This window comes from Emticicia aquatilis, from assembly GCF_014644295.1.
Taxonomy (GTDB): domain Bacteria; phylum Bacteroidota; class Bacteroidia; order Cytophagales; family Spirosomataceae; genus Emticicia; species Emticicia aquatilis.
On the sequence record NZ_BMKK01000008.1, the window covers coordinates 1 to 17979 of the forward strand.

Below are 17979 nucleotides of genomic sequence, written 5' to 3' on the forward strand. Positions count from 1 at the left end.
GGACAACTCCATTTCGCCTTAATAGGGTTCAACCCTACTTCGCTCGGCACATGCAACGTCTCTACAATTGCGAAACAAATCAAAAAAATAATCAAACAAATCAATTTCAATTACATGAAAAAACAGCGTACAACAATCATAAAAGGGCTTTTGAAGTCAGTTTTTATGTTGTTTTTGGTCAATTCACTGTTTGCACAAACCAAAATCAATGTGTTGGTTTTTAGCAAAACGGCGGCGTTCAGGCATCAGTCTATCGAGGCAGGTAAAAAAGCCTTAGACAAAATGGCTAAAGAAAAAGGCTTTGGCGTGAGTTTTACAGAAGATGCAAGCCTGTTTACGGAAGCAAATTTGAAGAAATTCAATGCCGTTATTTTCTTAAACACAACGGGCGATATTTTGAATAACGAACAACAAAATTCGTTTGAACGATACATTCAAGCAGGCGGAGGCTATGTGGGTATTCACGCCGCCACTGATACCGAGTATGATTGGCCTTGGTACAATAAATTGGCAGGTGCATGGTTTCTCGACCACCCAATGCCCAATAATGTGCAAAAAGGTAAGTTTTATGTAACCAAAAAGAACGAACTAACCGCAGGAATGCCCGACGAGTTTGAGCGTTCGGATGAGTTTTATAGCTTCAAAGATATTTCGCCAAAAATCAATGTGGTTGTAAAAATTGATGAAAAATCTTATCAAGGAGGCAAAAACGGTGCTGACCACCCAATTAGTTGGTTTCAAGAATTCGAGGGCGGACGCTCATTTTATACTGCCATGGGGCATACTGACGAAACTTTCTCAGAGCCACTTTTCTTGAATCATCTTTGGGCGGGTATCAAATACGCTGCGGGTGGCGAAGCACCAAAACCATTAGATTTCTCGAAGGCTCGTCCAGAAGAAAATCGTTTTACAAAAGTTGTTTTAGAAGAAAAACTTGATGAGCCAGTCGAGCTAACTTTACTTGATAACGACCGAGTACTTTTCATCCAACGTAAAGGAGAAGTAAGACTTTATAACACTAAGACCAAAACCCTTAAAACGATTGCCAAACTTCCTGTGAGCCTAAAATATGTAAATAGAGAAGGAAAAGAATCGGTGGCTGAAGATGGACTTTTAGGCTTGAATAAAGACCCTAATTTCGCTCAAAATCACTGGATTTACATGTATTATTCTTCTTTAAAAGGTTCATACAACGTACTTTCAAGATTTACTATGAAAGGCGACGAGATTGATTTGAGTTCTGAAAAAGAAATGCTCAAAGTAGAAACCCAACGTGAAGAATGTTGCCACACGGGTGGCTCGATTGATTGGGATAAATCGGGAAATTTGTTTCTTTCTACGGGAGATAATACCAATCCTCACGCTTCGAATGGTTATAGCCCAAGCGATGAACGTCCGGGTAGAAGCCCGTGGGATGCTCAAAAATCTTCGGCCAATACCAACGATTTACGTGGTAAAATTCTTAGAATTAAACCGCAGCCAGATGGCACTTATACCATTCCAGAAGGAAATCTTTTCCCGAAAGGCATGGAAAAAACTCGACCAGAAATTTACACCATGGGACACCGCAACCCTTACAGAATTGCGGTTGATAAAAGAACTGGAAAATTGTATTGGGGCGATGTAGGGCCAGATGCTTCTAAACCAGACCCGAATCGTGGTGCAGCAGGAACTTGTGAGTTTGGACAAGCCTCAGCGGCTGGAAATTATGGTTGGCCGCATTTTGTGGGCGATAACAAAGCCTATAATAAATTTGATTTTGCGACTAATACTTCTGGTGCTAAGTGGGATTATCTGAAACCGATGAATACTTCGCCAAACAACACTGGTTTGATTCAATTACCCGAAGCAAAAGGGGCGATGATTTGGTATTCGTACGCCAACAGTCAAGAATTTCCGTTACTGGGTGCGGGCGGTTGTAATCCAATGTCAGGTCCAGTTTATTATAAAGACGACTTTGCGACAGCGAATAGAGCATTCCCGAAATATTATGATGGTAAACACTTTATCTACGAGTGGATGCGTGGTTGGATTATGGCTGTAAGTTTTGATAAAGACGGAAATTATGCTTCGATGGAGCGTTTTATGCCAAGCTATAAATTTAGCAATCCGATGGATATGGAGTTTGCCGATAATGGTGATTTATACATGCTCGAATACGGAAGTGGCTGGTTTACGGCCAATGATGATGCCCGCTTAATTCGCATCGAATACAATGGCGGAAATCGTAAGCCACAAATTCAGGTGGCAGCCAACCAAATGGGCGGAGCTATTCCTTTCAACCTAAAATTAAGTGCAAAAGGCACAACTGATGCCGATGGCGATGCCTTGAAATATACTTGGAAGCTTACTTCAAAAAATGGTTTCGTGAAAGTGATTCCTACGCAAGATGCTAATCTAACACTCACAAAGGCTGGTGTTTATAAAGCTACGCTTACAGTTGATGATGGAAAAGGCGGTCTAAATAGCCAATCAATGGAGATTACGGCAGGAAACGAACCACCGGTATTGAGTCTTGATATGCCGAAAGCCAATAAGAGTTTTTACATTGCCAATAAATCATTCGACTACGAAATCAAGGTCAAAGATAAAGAAGATGGTGAGTTGGATAATGGTATTTCGCCTGAAAACGTAGCCGTAAATATTGATTATTTGGCCGAAGGTTTCGATAAAAATATGATTGCTATGGGGCACCGCTCGGCGGATGCAAGTGCAGCCTACGCCACTGGTAAGAAATTGATTGAAGGCAGTGACTGTATGGCTTGCCACAAAAAAGATTCAAAATCTATCGGACCAGCTTACCAAGAAGTGGCCTTGAAATACAAAGGCGATAACAAAGCTCTTGAAACACTTACAAAGAAAATCATTTCGGGTGGAAGTGGCGTTTGGGGTGAAACTGCCATGGCGGCACACCCGCAAATTTCTACGGCTGATGCCTCTGAAATGGTAAAATATATCTTGAATATCGCCAACGAAAAACCAAAATCTTCATTGCCAGTAAAAGGTTCATTCACAACTAAAGCCCCTGCATCTGATAAAAACAAGGGTGTATATATTGTGCGTGCTGCCTACGAAGACCAAGGTGCAAATGGTTTACCAGCCTTGAAATCGGAGCAAAGTTTTGTGTTGAGAAATTCGAAAATCGACCCGCACGGATTCGATGAATATGTGGATATTAACAAAATGGCTTTTGGTGGAAATAACTTGGCAATTCCTTCAAAATCAGGAGCTTACATGATTATGAAGCAAGTTGATTTGACAGGTGTTTCAGAAATCCAAGTAGGAGCAACCGCACCGAAACCTCAACTCGGGGCCGTGGGAGGTACGATTGAAGCACGTTTAGGTAGCCCGACTGGTCCATTGCTTGGGCGTTCGGCTTTCTTGGAGCCTTCCGAAAAAATGGATTTCACACCAAAAACAGTTTCAGTTCCTATCCAATTGCCAAATAATTTGGATGGTAAACTGCAAGATGTTTATATGCTTTTTACAAATACAAAAGCAGAATCAGGTTCGCTCATGGTTGTGATGGGTCTTGAATTTAAAATGGCTTATGAAAGCTCATTGAAAGAACCTGTGAAAGTAGAAACATCGGCCGCGAATGATTATTTTGTAGGAAAATGGGCAACCAAAATGATTGGTACACCCGCTGGAGATGTTTCGATTGATATTGTATTTGAAAGAAACAATGGTGTGCTTTCGGGCAAAATGATTTCACAGCAAATGGGAAGTCAAGCCTTCGAAAAAGTTGAAGAAGTTGATGCCGAAAAAGTCAAAGTATTTTTCTCAGCCAATGGTATGAGCCTCAACATGGAACTCAACAAAGAAGATGCCGATAACCTAAAAGGCAAACTCATGGGTATGATTGAGGTAAAAGGAAGTAGAATAAAATAAGTATAAACCTATAAATTAACTAAGTGAAATGAAAAAACTAAGTGTTCTTGTCGTGCTTTTTGTATTGGGTTTGTCGTTCAATACTTTTGCTCAGACCAATTTTTTTGAAGCAAAATGGGAAATTACGGTCGCAGGTACACCAAATGGTGATGCCAAGTTTGTAACAAAACTCGAAAGAAAAGATGGAAAGTTAGGCGGAGAATTGTCGTTGCCAGCCGATGCCTCTGCTCCAAAAATTCCGATTACAAATATTGAAGAATCAGCCGATAAAATTATCATTTTCTTTTCGGCTCAAGGCTACGATGTAAATGTTGAACTTACAAAAGTGGATGACAATAATTTGAAAGGCACATTGATGAATATGTTCGAGGCAAAAGCCATAAGGGTGAAAGAGTAATAAAGCCCACAGTCAATAGTAAATGTTGACTGCCTGTCAGATTATAAACAAAAAGAACGGTCATTCGGTCGTTCTTTTTGTTTATAACTAATTTCAAAAGGATAATAGAAACTTTCTAAATAAGCTTGGGGTTCTTATGGAAAGAGATTACACTGAATGACAAAAATACCATTATCAGTTTTAGAATTGGCTACAGTAGTAGAAGGTGGCACTCACCAAACTGCCATAGCAAACACCGTAGAAATTGCTAAAAACGCCGAAAATTTAGGCTATAAACGTATTTGGATGGCCGAACACCACAATATGGAATATATTGCGAGTTCGGCAACATCGGTTTTGATTGGTCATGTAGCAGGAAAAACCAATACGATTCGAGTAGGTTCGGGCGGAATCATGCTACCCAATCATAGCCCATTAGTGATTGCCGAACAATTTGGTACTTTGGAGACAATTTATCCTAATCGCATAGATTTGGGTCTGGGCAGAGCACCAGGTTCTGACCAACTCACAGCAATGGCATTGCGTAGAAATCAAGAAACTGCCCATAATTTCCCCGAAGACGTAAGGCAGTTACAAACTTATTTTAGTGACGATAATTGCGACGCCCGAGTCAGAGCATTCCCAGGCGAAGGATTGAATATTCCGCTTTGGATATTGGGGTCAAGTACCGATAGTGCATATTTAGCTGCCGAAATGGGGCTTCCTTATGCTTTTGCTTCTCATTTTGCACCAGCACAATTTCGGACGGCTATCAAAATCTATCGCAACAATTTCAAGCCTTCAGAGGTTTTGCACAAACCTTACGTAATGGCGTGTGTAAATGTGCTTGCCGCCAACACTGATGAAGAAGCCAATGAATTATTGGCCAGTTTAATCAATTTATTTGTTGGAATCATTACCAATAAACGCAAACCACTCAAACCTGCAGGAAAATTGCCCGAAGTTTATCAAATTCCAGAAGTCAGACAAGCCGTAAATAACATGCTTGCCTGTACATTTTACGGAAGCAAAGAAACCCTCAACAAAAATCTTTCAGCTTTTATCGAAGAAACAGAAGTTGATGAGCTAATGGTGGCGTCGCATATTTTTGATTTAGACGCCAAGCTAAAATCATTTTCTATTTTGCGTGATGCTTTGAGCGATAATTGATTATAAGTATTAAGAACTATTTAATTGATAGTATTTTACCACAGAGGTACACGAAGTACAACACGGAGTTACACAAAGAAAAAATAGAAAAACTCTGTGAAACTCTGTAATTTTTAAACTTTAGGCAACTCCGTGGCGACCGACGCTCGGTAAAAAAATATTATCAATTTAATTTTTACCATCACTTAGAATAAATAATTACAATCAAAGAGCTGGGTAGTCGTAACTCAGCTCTTTTGTTTTAGACCTCTGTTTGATTTTTGTAAGTTTTGATTTGAATTTTGTTTAATATACTCATGCCAAAGCAGTAATTTTGTAATAGAAAACAGACCTATTTTTTATTAGAATGAACTACCTAAACAAAACTCCTCTTTGCCTAAAAACAGCCCTATTACTTCTTTTTTGTAATACTGCAATTTTTGCTCAAAAAGCAGATTCACTCAAAAAAACTGAACCGTTGCATGCTTCCGCTAATATTCAAATTACGAATAATGGCGTATCGCTTTTCCCTAATTTAATGCTCGGTAAACCTGCCACGATTATCAATTTGACAGTTGGGAAAAAGCATATTTTCTTTGAACCTGAGCTTCGTTGGAGACTCAACGGAGAGCCGTGGTCATACATTTTTTGGCTGAGATACCGCTCGAAACGTACTGAACATTTTAGCTGGCACGTAGGAGCTCATCCTTCGTATGTTATTCGCCCAAGCCAAGTGACAATCAACGGAAACTTAGAAAATAGATGGGTGGCAAATAGGTTTTTGGCGGCCGAATTTGTGCCTGTTTGGCATCATTCCGCCAAGTTTTCGTTGGGTTTACATATATTAGGCTCAAAAGGCTTAGATAAAAATTATGGAGTTCAGAAAAGTACTTATGTTTCGCTCCAACCACGCTTTCCAAATATCGGAATCTCAAAAAACTATTATTTAGGCTTTTTTCCACAAGTGTTTCATCTGACTTTAGATGATAAAAAAGGCTATTATTACAGCCACATGATAATTATCAACAAGAAAAAAATGCCCGTTTATCTCTCATCAATATTTACCTATAAATTGAATTCTACGATTGCGGGTGATAATGTTGTTTGGAATGTTGCACTGAATGTAAAACTGTAAAATTATGAATAGTGGTTTCGAGTCCTTAGAAGATTTTTATAAACGCAAATTCGATTGGATTCCCGAAAATCTGAGTAAAGACATCGGGCATGTGAATGTGTTTCGTTTGCCACATCCTGCCAACAAGCCCGTACCGTATCGCCGCCGTGATTTTTTCAAAGTTACACTGTGCCGAGGCAACAGCCGTATTCATTATGCCGATAAAGTTTTTTCGTTTGAGAAACAAGCCCTTGTTTTCTCTAATCCTTTCATCCCATATAAGTGGGAGCATATCGAAACAGAGGTTTCTGGTTTTTATGTAATTTTCAATGCCAATTTTTTTAATCAATTCGGCAATCTGATACAGTATGAAGTTTTTCAACCTGCGGGTACGCATGTCTTTGAATTAGACGATGCCCAGTTTGACTATTTGTGTGGAATCTTTGGGAAAATAGAAACCGAATTGAGTTCGGAGTATATTCATAAGTACGATGCTATCAGAAATCAGATTTATGAACTGATACATTTTGCCATGAAAACCCGCCCTTCAACACTCATTGAGCAGTTACCAATCAATGCTTCACAACGAATCTATTGGTTGTTTTTGGAATTACTCGAACGCCAGTTTCCGATTGACGAAAACCATACTGAAATTAAACTAAGAACCGCCTCCGATTTTGCCGACCAGCTCAATGTTCATGTCAACCATCTCAATCGGGCAGTAAAAGAAACAAGTGGCAAGACTACTTCAAATCTAATCGGTGAACGGCTTTTGCAAGAAGCCAAAATCATGCTCAAACAAAGTAAATGGAATGTTTCGGAGATAGCTTATTCGCTTGGTTTTCAGGAAGTTACACATTTTAATAATTTCTTTAAAAAACATACAGAAATGAGTCCAGTGAAGTTTAGGAAAAGTTAAAAAATCCGATGGATGCACGCAAAAATGAAACGATTCATAACACTATTGCTTCCGATAATCATTTTTAATACAAGCATCCCTTATTCACAAACAAGCTTAAAAGTAAAAGGTTTAATGGAAATAGAAATTAATAAATCAGAAATTCTTGATGTAACTCGGCAACTAAAACAGTTGATGATTGATAAGAATTTAGTTGAGTTGAACAAAATTTTAGATTCACATTTTACGCTTACGCACATCACAGGATATGTGCAGTCAAAAGAAGAATGGTTCTCGGAGATTGAAAGTGAAAGAATGAAATATTATTCGTACAAAGAAGTAAAAAATACGATAAAAATTGAGGATGATAAAGCCACGTTTGTTAGTCAAAATCTGTTTGATGCTCGAATTTGGGGTTCACGAAATACTTGGCGTTTGCAGCAAATAATGCAGCTTGAAAAACGTAAAGACAAGTGGATTATCTTGAAATCGGTAGCCACTACATTTTAAAAATGATTAAAAAAATAAAAACATGAAAAAGAGAATACTCGGAAAAGATTTAGAAGTTTCGGCCATCGGGTTAGGCTGTATGGGAATGAGTTTTGGTTATGGTCCAGCGGGCGAAAAATCAGAAATGATAAAAGTGATTCGTGCGGCCGTTGAGCAAGGTATTACATTTTTTGATACTGCTGAGGTGTACGGCCCTTATACCAACGAAGAGTTAGTAGGAGAGGCTTTAGCTCCATTTAAGAATGATGTAGTAATTGCCACAAAATTTGGTTTCAATATCGTTGATGGAAGAATGTCAGGCGTAAACTCTCGCCCAGAAAACATCAGAAAAGTAGCCGAAGAATCATTGAAAAGACTCAATATAGAAGTAATTGATTTGTTTTATCAGCACCGAGTTGACCCAAATATCCCAATAGAAGAGGTTGCAGGAACGGTCAAAGATTTGATTAAAGAAGGTAAAGTAAAACACTTTGGACTTTCGGAAGCGGGTGCAAGTACCATCCGTAAGGCACATGCCGAGCAGGCAGTAACGGCTTTGCAGTCTGAATATTCACTCTGGACACGCCAGCACGAAGCTGAAATTATTCCAACCATCGAAGAACTGGGTATTGGCTTTGTGCCGTTTAGTCCACTCGGAAAAGGCTTTTTAGCAGGTAAAATAGACGAAACAACAAAATTTGCCGAAGGTGATATCCGTAATGTTTTGCCAAGATACACCGAAGAAGCACGAGTAGCCAATAAAGCTTTGCTGTCAGTTATCGAACGTTTTGCTCAAGAAAAAGAAGCCACCAATGCCCAAATTGCAATCGCGTGGATATTGGCTCAAAAACCGTGGATAGTACCGATTCCGGGAACGACAAAACTGCATCGTTTGACCGAAAATAACGGAGCAATTAATATTACTTTTACTGGTTCAGAGTTAGCCGAACTAACCGCCGCTTCAGAAGAAGTAAAAGTAATGGGAACAAGATATACCGAAGCCATGGAGAAATCAACAGGGCTTTGATTATTTTGTGCTTACCTTTGCTTGTTCGATAGACTTTGGGCTGTCGAACAAGCCTTTTTACTTATACTTTCTACCGAATGAATAATAATCGTTTTTTATTAATTCTTATACTTGGTTTACTTTCTGCCATCGGGCCATTTTCGATTGATACCTATTTGTCGGGTTTTCCGAGTATCGCTGCTGATTTGAAAGTTACCGTAGATGATGTATCTTACTCTTTATCAAGTTTTTTTATTGGTATTTCAGTAGGTCAACTAATTTATGGCCCTTTACTCGACCGTTTTGGGCGTAAGATACCTTTAATCGTTGGCTTGGTTATATACTTTGTAGCATCTGTAGGTTGTGCATTGGCCACTTCGATAGAAATGCTAATCGCTCTACGTTTCTTGCAAGCTTTAGGTGGTTGTGTGGGTATGGTCGCTCCACGAGCCATCGTAAGAGATAGTTTTCCTGTGCAGGAAAGTGCCAAAATCTTTTCTACACTTATTCTAATCTTAGGCGTTTCGCCTATTATTGCTCCTACGGTTGGTAGCTATATGATTACGGCTATGGGGTGGCATTCGGTATTTTGGTTGCAAGGTGGCATGGGTTTGTTATTATTTTTGGCAGTAGTTTTTTTCTTGGCCGAAAGCAAAAATCCAGATGAAAGTATTTCACTAAAGCCCCAACATATTATACCGAGTTTCTTTAATATTTTCCGAAATCCGCAGTTTTTTACTTATGCCTTTGCGGGTTCGATGGTTTCGGGTGGGGTTTATGCTTATTTATCAGGCTCACCGTTTGTGTTCATGAAAATGTATCACGTTACGGAGCAACAATATGGTTGGATATTTGGCTTCTTGGCGGGTGGACTGATTTTGAGCAGTCAGCTCAACAACTTTGCTCTTAAAACATTTCGCTCCGAACAAATTGTTAGGGTTGTATTAACTACACAAACCATTATTGGCTGCGTATTGTGTATAGGAAGTGCGTTTGATTGGTTAAATCTTTACAGCATGATTATGCTGATATTCTTATTTTTATGTTGTCAAGGGTTTAGTTTTCCAAATGCCTCGGCACTCTCATTAGTACCTTTCTCGAAGGAAGCAGGAAGGGCATCTGCACTTTTAGGGGCAATTCAGATGGGAATAGGCTCATTATCTGCGGCTTTAGTTGGAGCATTGAGTGACGGAACAAGTTTGCCAATGACCGCCGTGATGGCAGCTTGTGCAGTGCTTGGATTAACTATTTTTAGAGTTGGAAGAATGATTTTGGAGAAAAATGATAAAGTTGCTTTGGGGTAGAAATATAGCCGAGCGACGAAACCAATGCTCAGCTATCATTAATTCAAATCAGCCTTTTCTCTTTGTTCCAACCGAATCATAAACAATTACTTTTTCCCACAGATGCGAGTAATCGGCCACAAATTTTAGATGAATCGGGTGTTTTTGATAAATTTCTTCTTCTTCGAGATTCTCAAAAAACAATAACCACGAAACTGCGTATCCTTTTTCGATAACACTTCTATTCGTACTGGCAGGAGTGCCAATATGAGCCATTTTGATTTCCGAAACCTTCGATAATGCTTCCAATCCCTCAATCAATTTAGCTTTATCGGCTTCAGAATTTGGATTTTTTAGCCAAAAATATACATGATGTACGAATAGTTCGCTTTTAATTACTTTCTCCGAAGCAAAAGCGGTCGTAAATGCCAACGGGGCAATGGCGTTAGTTTTTAAGAATTTTCTTCTTGTTGATTTGTTCATTTTTTGTATTTTTAATGCTTTGTACTTGTATATTTCCATTATTTATTTTCTGAGATTCAAATTATTCTCTGACTAAAATCTTGCTGATTTTTGCTAAAAAGTTCTTCAGATTTAAATAAAATAGATAAAAATGATTATTTGAGTGCAAAATTAGCTGAAAGTAGATACTTGTTTATTGTAAAAATCCAACATATATTGGTGCTTTTGCGGCTATCATCTATTATTATGCAACGATACCTTCTACATACACCTTTTAGTATTTATCATTTCGAGGCAAAGACATGGAATCATCCCGTACATAAACATTCGTATTTCGAGATTATTTTTATTCTGAAAGGAAGTGGCATTCATAACATCAACGGCAATACATTTGCTTATACCGAAGGCGATATATTTCTGTTAGGACCAGAGGATTTTCATAATTTTGAAATTGATACTCTAACCGAGTTTTGTTTTGTACGCTTCAATGATTCGATTCAGAAACAAATAGAAGAAAGAGACAGTCTTTGGCAGCAAGTTGTAAGTACGTTGTTATATACTTCTTCGCAGAGTCGTGGCTCGATTGTACATGACAAACAAGATAAAAAGAAATTGTTTGGATTGTTGGCAGTATTGGAAGAAGAGTATGAGAATCAACATTCTAAATATTTTGAAAGTATTCGGACGAGTCTCATGCAGAGCATTATGATAATTCTTGCCAGAAATTTGTTTGGGCAAGCCGCTGCCAGCCCAATTTTGAAAGATTCGGTAGAAGCAATTTTGGTCTATATCAAGCAGCATATTTATCAGCCATCCAAACTCACGATTGAGCATTTGGCCGATGTCTTTAATTATTCGCCCGATTATATCAGTATCTTTTTTAAGAAACATACGGGCGAATCGCTAAAACAATACATCACTAAATATAAAATGAAACTCATCGAAATTCGCCTATTATACAGTCAGCTAACGATAGGAGAGATTGCCGATGAGTTTGGGTATATAGATGAAAGCCATTTTTGTAAGCAATTCAAGAAATTTACAGGCAGTACACCAACCAACTTTAGGAAAGTACTTTAGCGTTAGGAAGTACATATTTTTTGATTAATCTTCCAAATAAATATCAAGTTTATCTACAAGCGATATTGATTTTTGGCCGAAATGTATTCATCAGATTGGGTTTAGAATGAAAAATCAGATGAGGTATTGAAATGATTCCTGTAAAATATCTCTCAATTTTAAACCTTATGTCTTTCAAAAGGTTATGAAAGATACTTATCTACTCTAACAAACTCAATGAATCAAAAGAAAATCCTTATTTCGGGGGCAAGTATTGCAGGGCCGACGCTCGCTTTTTGGCTAAATCGCTTTGGTTTTGCCGCCACAATCGTTGAACGTGCTGACTCACTCCGACTTGGCGGACAGAACATTGACATTAAAGGGGCAGCTCAAAAAATAGCCCAACTTATGGGCATCGAAGATGAAATTCGTGCAGCAGATACTGGTGAACTGGGTGTACGTTTTGTAGATGAGTATGATAATACAAAAGCCGAGCTGCCTAAAGGAGAATCAAACATTGGTACGAGCGAATTGGAGATTCTTAGAGGAGACCTTGCTCAGATATTGTATAATCATACAAAAGAGGATGTTGAGTATATATTTGGTAATCAGATAGTTAGCTTGAATGAGTTTGAGGCAGGAGTTAGAGTGCAATTTCAGAAAGGGGAGGAGCGAGTCTTTGATTTGGTGATTTGTGCTGATGGTATTCGTTCTCGTACACGTTCTTTGATTTTTGGCGATGAACCAGTTATTCGTTTCTTAAACTTGTATGTTTCTTATTTCACAATTCCAAAAACACCTTCCGATAGCCGCTGGGCAAGATGGTATAATGCTCCCAATTCAAGAGTAGTTTTTATACGTCCTGATAATGTAGGCACTACCAGAGCATCATTTTCTTTTCTTTCAGAACCCAAAGGTTACGAAAAACTAAGTGTAGCCGAACAAAAGGCAATTTTAAAAGAAAAATTTGCTGATGCAGGCTGGGAAGCAAGCAGAATTTTGGCTGAGTTAGATAATAATACCGATATATATTTTGATGGTATTAGTCAAGTAATTGCTCCAAGTTGGTCGAAAGGCCGTTGTGCCATGACGGGCGATGCTGCTTTTTGCCCTTCGCCTTTGAGCGGAATGGGAGCGAGTCTTTCGATGGTGGGAGCGTATATCCTTGCAGGTGAACTTTCAAGACATTCAGACCATAAAGAAGCCTTTGCTGCTTATGAAAAACTCCTTCGACCTTATGTAAATGAGATACAAAAACTTCCTCCGGGTGTACCCCATTTAGCTCATCCGAAATCTAAGTTTGGTATCAAAATATTTAATACCGCAATCAATATTATTTCGAGCAATTTGGTTAGAGGCATTGGCAAATTATTTAGTAATAAAAACAAATTACCAACTGATGATACCATAGTTCTACCTGAATACTGGAAAGCAGCTCTGGAGGTTTAGTAGGCTCTTTGTAGCAGAGAAGCTAAGTTAATAGTTGCTAATTCAATCCCCGATTTTCTTCGGGTAACACACACATTTTTTACTACCATTAAATAAAATACGCACAACTACTTTTTAAGTGTAATTCTTACACGAATAAATTATGACTACATGACGGAATTATAAAATTGAATAAATATATTTGTTTTCTATAATATTCAACCCTATTAATAATGAACAGAAGAGAGGTCATAAAAAATGTAGCCTTGATGTTGGGAGGGGCATTTTCTGCACCAACATTGATGGCGATGGATAATTGGGAAAGTTCTACAAAATCCATCAGCGGTGCAGCTTTTAGCTTAACCGAAACTCAACAAAAAATCGTTGCTGCAATTACCGAATTGATTATTCCTAAAACAGACACCGTCGGAGCAAAAGATGTTGGTGTGCCTGCATTTATTGAAATGATGTTGAAAGATTGCTATAAAGCACCTGAGCATCAGAGTTTTATGGAAGGTTTGGCTTCTATGGAGAAAGTAAAATTTCTGGACTTAAATACTGATGAAAGAAGAGGTGTACTAAAATTGCTCGAACAAGAAACTAAGAAAATTACCAGCAAAACTCCTCCATTCTGGCGATTGATAAAAGAGCTTACGCTACTGGGCTACTTCACTTCGGAAGCGGGTTTAAAGGCTTCGTTTGAATATGTACAAATTCCAGGAAAACTCGAACTCATCAAGCTAAAACCTAACCAAAAAGCGTACGCTTACTAATTTACGATTTATGATTTTGGATTTACGATTTTAAAGATTAATTGTTTTTAAAAGAACTCGTAAATCGTCAACCGAATCAATCGTAAATTTATTCAACCTAAATAATTTAAAAATCAATCATGAATCTGAATATAAAAGCAAATAAAAATAATACATTCGATGCCATTGTTGTTGGTTCGGGTATGTCGGGTGGATTTGCGGCGAAAGAACTAACCGAAAGAGGTCTGAAAGTTTTGATGATAGAGCGTGGCCATGAAATTAAGCATATCGAAGGCTACGATACCGCCATGAAACAACCTTGGGAAATCGAGCATCGGGGACGAACTTCCAACATTTCGGCCGAAGAACGTTGGGCAAATAGCCGTTTTTGGGGGCTTGGAAGTGAAGAAGTAGTGAATCACCTGACAAATGATAAAGAAAATCCATACATCGAAAAACGTGCTTTCGACTGGATTCGTGCTTATCATACTGGCGGAAAATCCATGCACTGGGGGCGTCAGTCGTATCGATGGGCAAAGCATGATTTCGAAGCCAATGCCAAAGAAGGTATCGGCATTGATTGGCCGATTCGCTATGAAGATTTGGAGCCGTGGTACACACACGTTGAGAAATTTGTGGGGGTATCTGGGCAAAAAGAAGGTTTAGAAATATTACCCGATGGACATTTCTTGCCAGCAATGCCTCTATTTGCCCCCGAAGCTCATTTTAAAAATAAAATGCTCGAAAGATTCAACCGTCCCGTAACGGTTGGGCGTGTGGCAAATCTTACTCAGCCACAGGATATTCATACTTCTTTGGGGCGGGCATCGTGTCAATATCGAAACAAATGCCAAAGAGGTTGCCCGTATGGTGGTTATTATAGTTCATTGTCGGGTTCAATTCCTGCCGCTATGCGAACCAATCGTTTGAGTATTTTGCATGATTCGATAGTGGCCGAAATCATCTACGATGAGCAGAAAAAACGAGCGGCTGGTGTGAAAATCATTAATCAAAACACCATGCAGACCGAAGAGTTTTTTGCTAAAATTATCTTCTTGAATGCAGGTTCTATCAATACGGCTGCTTTGATGCTCAACTCCAAATCGAATCGTTTTCAGAATGGATTCGGTAACGACAGCGACCAAGTAGGTAGAAACTTAATGGACCATCAATTAGGTTCGGGGGCTCAGGCAAGTGTTGAAGGTTTTGAAGACGATTATGTATATGGTCAACGACCGAATGCGATGTATATTCCACGATTTAGAAACTGGGGGAACGATAAGCAAACAGCGTATCTCAGAGGTTTCGGGTATCAAGGTGGTGCAAGCCGTGAAGGTTGGGAAAGTGGAGTTACAAACGATGGTTTTGGGGCAGATTTCAAGCAAAGCCTAACCAAACCAGGCCCGTGGTCGATTCGTATTGGTGGATTTGGCGAGATTTTACCAAATCCAAACAACAGAATTTATCTCGACCCTGAGAAAAAAGATAAATGGGGAATTCCGATGATTGTGACCGATGCCGCATTTGTTGAAAACGATTGGGCGATGCGTAAAGATATTATTGCCTCGGCCGTGGAAATGCTCGAAACGGCAGGCTTCAAAAATGTAACGCCTTACGACCGCCCAACGCACATGGGCTTGGGCATACATGATATGGGAACTGCTCGCATGGGTCGTGACCCTAAAACTTCGGTGTTGAATGCCTTTAATCAAGTACATGATTGCAAAAATGTGTTCGTAACCGACGGAGCAGCAATGACTTCGGCTTCATGTGTGAACCCATCAATTACTTATATGGCACTTACGGCTCGTGCAGCCGATTATGCGGTGAAGGCTTTGAAGAAAAGAGAACTGTAAAGCGATAGTATAGCGATAATTAGATTGTAGAGACAAGGCATATCCAAAATGTGCTTTGTCTCTATTTTTTTCATTTAGACATCTAAGACTTGTCTTCCTTTTTCGCCAATACGGTTGAGAGTTTCTTGTGTGATGTATCTCTTTTGGTCTATCTGTTGAGGTTGGTCTTTGGTGCAGAAATAACTATGAATGCTGCGGCGGTCGTTTTCTGTAAAGTTGGTCGTTCCTCCATGCCAAACGTGCGAATTGAATATAAAAACCGAACCCGCTGGAGCAATAATCCGAATTTCGTCAGGGTGTTTTTCGTTGGTATCTGCCATGGCTTCATCGGGTAAAATGCTCAATTTATGCGTTTTAGGCACGATTCGAGTTGAGCCATTCAATTCGGTAAAATCATCTAAAAGCCATATACTATTGCAAACTTTATATTGACCATTGGCTACTGCATTTTTATAATCTACGTGCAGTTTTTGGTGTCCTTTCCCTGGTTTTGCTGCTCGATAATTAAGCGATGATAATTTATATCCTTTTCCTAAAACGGCTTCAATTCCAGCCAAAACCCGTGGATGAGTATAGAAAATATCAAAAACTTCCCCTTTATTAACCAAATCAGCTAAGCGGTCGGCACCTTCTTCTTTAGGGTGGCGAATATACTTCGATTCTGCCAGTTCTGCTCCTGCATTTTCGCCTTCATCTTCTTTAATTTGATAGAGTCGTTCGTTGATTTTTTTTACTTGTTCAGTCGAAAGCAACTGGCCTAAATTCAGATACCCATTAGTATCTAAAAACTCAATTTCTTCTTTTGTAAGCATAGTAATTAGAGTTGAATTGATACTACAAATATAAAAATATTTCACAGAGAGTTTTTTACTTTTGAATCTTTCGGGTTAAATACTAATTTAGATGCCCAATCATTCAAACCTTAGCTATAAATGAAAAAACAACTCACTTTCCTATTATTTATTACAGTTTTTGCTCTAAAAAGTGCCTTTGCACAAGAAATTCCGAAGGAACTTGAAAATATTATTTCTCCCGAAATTAATAAAGATGGTACGGTAACTTTCAGATTTTTAGCTCCAAAAGCAGATTCTGTTCAACTGACATCCGATTTCTTACCTCCTGTTAAAGTAAAAACTCGTTTTGGCTTACAAGATGGCCCCGGAACTATCAATCTTACCAAAGATAAAAATGGACTTTGGACTTACACCTCAAAACCACTCGAATCAGAGCTTTATAGCTATGCTTTTATGGTAGATGGCGTACGCACCAATGACCCCAACAGCCCTTATGCTCTCAGAAATTCGGCCGCATTAACCAATGTTTTTATTGTAGGAAATGGCCGTGCCGATTTATATAAAACGAATGATACTCCGCATGGCACGGTTACACATTGTTGGTATCCATCTGCGGGATTGAAGATGAATCGAAGACTAACTATCTATACACCAGCAGGTTATGAGCAATCAACTGATAAATATCCTGTGCTATATTTATTACACGGTGCTGGGGGCGATGAAGATTCGTGGTCGGCACATGGGCGTGCCATTCAGATTATGGATAATTTGATTGCCCAAGGAAAAGCAAAACCAATGATTGTGGTGATGCCCAACGGCAATGTGGTGCAAGATGGCGGCTACGGACAAGGAAAAGATGGTTTTTATAAACCTGAGTTTTTGTTGCCACGCTCAATGAATGGCGAATACGAAGCTAATTTTATGGATATTGTAAACTACGTTGAGAAAATCTTTCGTGTAAAAGCAGATAAGCAAAATCGTGCCATTGCGGGACTTTCGATGGGTGGTTTCCACACAATGCACGTGAGTAGATATTTTCCTAATACGTTTGATTATGTCGGACTTTTCTCGGCAGCTTTAATGCCTCGTGAAGATGCTACGGGCAAAGTGTATAGCAACATAGATGCTACGCTAAAAACACAGAAGGATAATGGCCTAAAGTTGTATTACATAACCATTGGGAAAGACGATTTTCTATATCAGAATAATGTAGATTTTAGAAAAAAACTCGATGAATTGGGCATGAAATACGAATACTTAGAAACGGGTGAAGGACATATTTGGAAGCTATGGCGAATTTATTTAGCCGATTTTGCTCCTAAATTGTTTAAATAAAATGGAGTTTAAATAGCTTATTATCAAATGTTTAAATCTATAAAAATTTGCCTTTAGATTTATTTAAAAGTATATATTTGTAAATGG

Annotated in this window: 15 protein-coding genes; 13 read left to right on the forward strand and 2 right to left on the reverse strand. The window is 38.8% G+C overall.

Annotated elements, in window-relative coordinates:
- The first annotated feature begins 114 nt into the window (after positions 1–114).
- From IEX65_RS18435 to IEX65_RS18470, 8 genes are all read left to right on the forward strand, one after another.
- Positions 115–3891: a ThuA domain-containing protein gene (locus IEX65_RS18435; protein WP_188768068.1), complete on the forward strand. Its 3777-nt coding sequence runs from the start codon at positions 115–117 to the stop codon at positions 3889–3891.
- Positions 3892–3919: 28 nt separating this feature from the next.
- Positions 3920–4288 (forward strand): hypothetical protein, encoded by a 369-nt coding sequence (locus IEX65_RS18440; protein ID WP_188768070.1) that lies wholly within the window; start codon positions 3920–3922, stop codon positions 4286–4288.
- Between the two features lie 156 nt (positions 4289–4444).
- The gene (locus tag IEX65_RS18445) at positions 4445–5437 is read left to right on the forward strand and encodes an LLM class flavin-dependent oxidoreductase (protein WP_188768072.1); all 993 of its coding nucleotides are present in this window, start codon (positions 4445–4447) and stop codon (positions 5435–5437) included.
- A 346-nt stretch (positions 5438–5783) separates the two neighbouring features.
- Positions 5784–6551 (forward strand): hypothetical protein, encoded by a 768-nt coding sequence (locus IEX65_RS18450; RefSeq protein ID WP_188768074.1) that lies wholly within the window; start codon positions 5784–5786, stop codon positions 6549–6551.
- A gap of 4 nt (positions 6552–6555) precedes the next feature.
- Positions 6556–7449, forward strand: a complete 894-nt coding sequence (locus IEX65_RS18455) for a helix-turn-helix domain-containing protein (RefSeq protein WP_188768076.1) — start codon at positions 6556–6558, stop codon at positions 7447–7449.
- Between the two features lie 24 nt (positions 7450–7473).
- Positions 7474–7938, forward strand: a complete 465-nt coding sequence (locus IEX65_RS18460) for a nuclear transport factor 2 family protein (RefSeq protein WP_229250771.1) — start codon at positions 7474–7476, stop codon at positions 7936–7938.
- A 22-nt stretch (positions 7939–7960) separates the two neighbouring features.
- Positions 7961–8944, forward strand: a complete 984-nt coding sequence (locus tag IEX65_RS18465) for an aldo/keto reductase (RefSeq protein ID WP_188768077.1) — start codon at positions 7961–7963, stop codon at positions 8942–8944.
- 77 nt (positions 8945–9021) lie between these two features.
- Positions 9022–10227 (forward strand): multidrug effflux MFS transporter, encoded by a 1206-nt coding sequence (locus IEX65_RS18470; RefSeq protein WP_188768078.1) that lies wholly within the window; start codon positions 9022–9024, stop codon positions 10225–10227.
- Between the two features lie 48 nt (positions 10228–10275).
- On the opposite strand, the gene IEX65_RS18475 is transcribed toward IEX65_RS18470, so the two are convergent.
- Complete coding sequence (locus IEX65_RS18475) at positions 10276–10689, reverse strand: Dabb family protein (RefSeq protein WP_188768079.1); 414 nt, start codon at positions 10687–10689, stop codon at positions 10276–10278.
- A 225-nt stretch (positions 10690–10914) separates the two neighbouring features.
- Between IEX65_RS18475 and IEX65_RS18480 the strand changes: the two genes are divergently transcribed.
- The 4 genes from IEX65_RS18480 (at position 10915) to IEX65_RS18495 (ending at position 15763) form a co-directional block, all read left to right on the forward strand.
- On the forward strand, positions 10915–11748 hold the full coding sequence (locus IEX65_RS18480) for an AraC family transcriptional regulator (protein WP_188768080.1): 834 nt from the start codon (positions 10915–10917) through the stop codon (positions 11746–11748).
- 216 nt (positions 11749–11964) lie between these two features.
- Complete coding sequence (locus IEX65_RS18485; protein ID WP_188768081.1) at positions 11965–13176, forward strand: FAD-dependent monooxygenase; 1212 nt, start codon at positions 11965–11967, stop codon at positions 13174–13176.
- A 212-nt stretch (positions 13177–13388) separates the two neighbouring features.
- The gene (locus IEX65_RS18490; RefSeq protein ID WP_188768082.1) at positions 13389–13928 is read left to right on the forward strand and encodes a gluconate 2-dehydrogenase subunit 3 family protein; all 540 of its coding nucleotides are present in this window, start codon (positions 13389–13391) and stop codon (positions 13926–13928) included.
- Positions 13929–14047: 119 nt separating this feature from the next.
- Complete coding sequence (locus IEX65_RS18495) at positions 14048–15763, forward strand: GMC oxidoreductase (protein ID WP_188768084.1); 1716 nt, start codon at positions 14048–14050, stop codon at positions 15761–15763.
- A gap of 74 nt (positions 15764–15837) precedes the next feature.
- Here IEX65_RS18495 and IEX65_RS18500 read toward each other — a convergent pair whose 3' ends face one another.
- Positions 15838–16575 (reverse strand): phytanoyl-CoA dioxygenase family protein, encoded by a 738-nt coding sequence (locus IEX65_RS18500; protein ID WP_188768086.1) that lies wholly within the window; start codon positions 16573–16575, stop codon positions 15838–15840.
- A 120-nt stretch (positions 16576–16695) separates the two neighbouring features.
- On the opposite strand from IEX65_RS18500, the gene IEX65_RS18505 reads away from it, so the two are divergent.
- Positions 16696–17892, forward strand: coding sequence for an esterase (locus IEX65_RS18505; protein WP_188768088.1), 1197 nt, complete (start codon positions 16696–16698; stop codon positions 17890–17892).
- Positions 17893–17979: the final 87 nt, after the last annotated feature.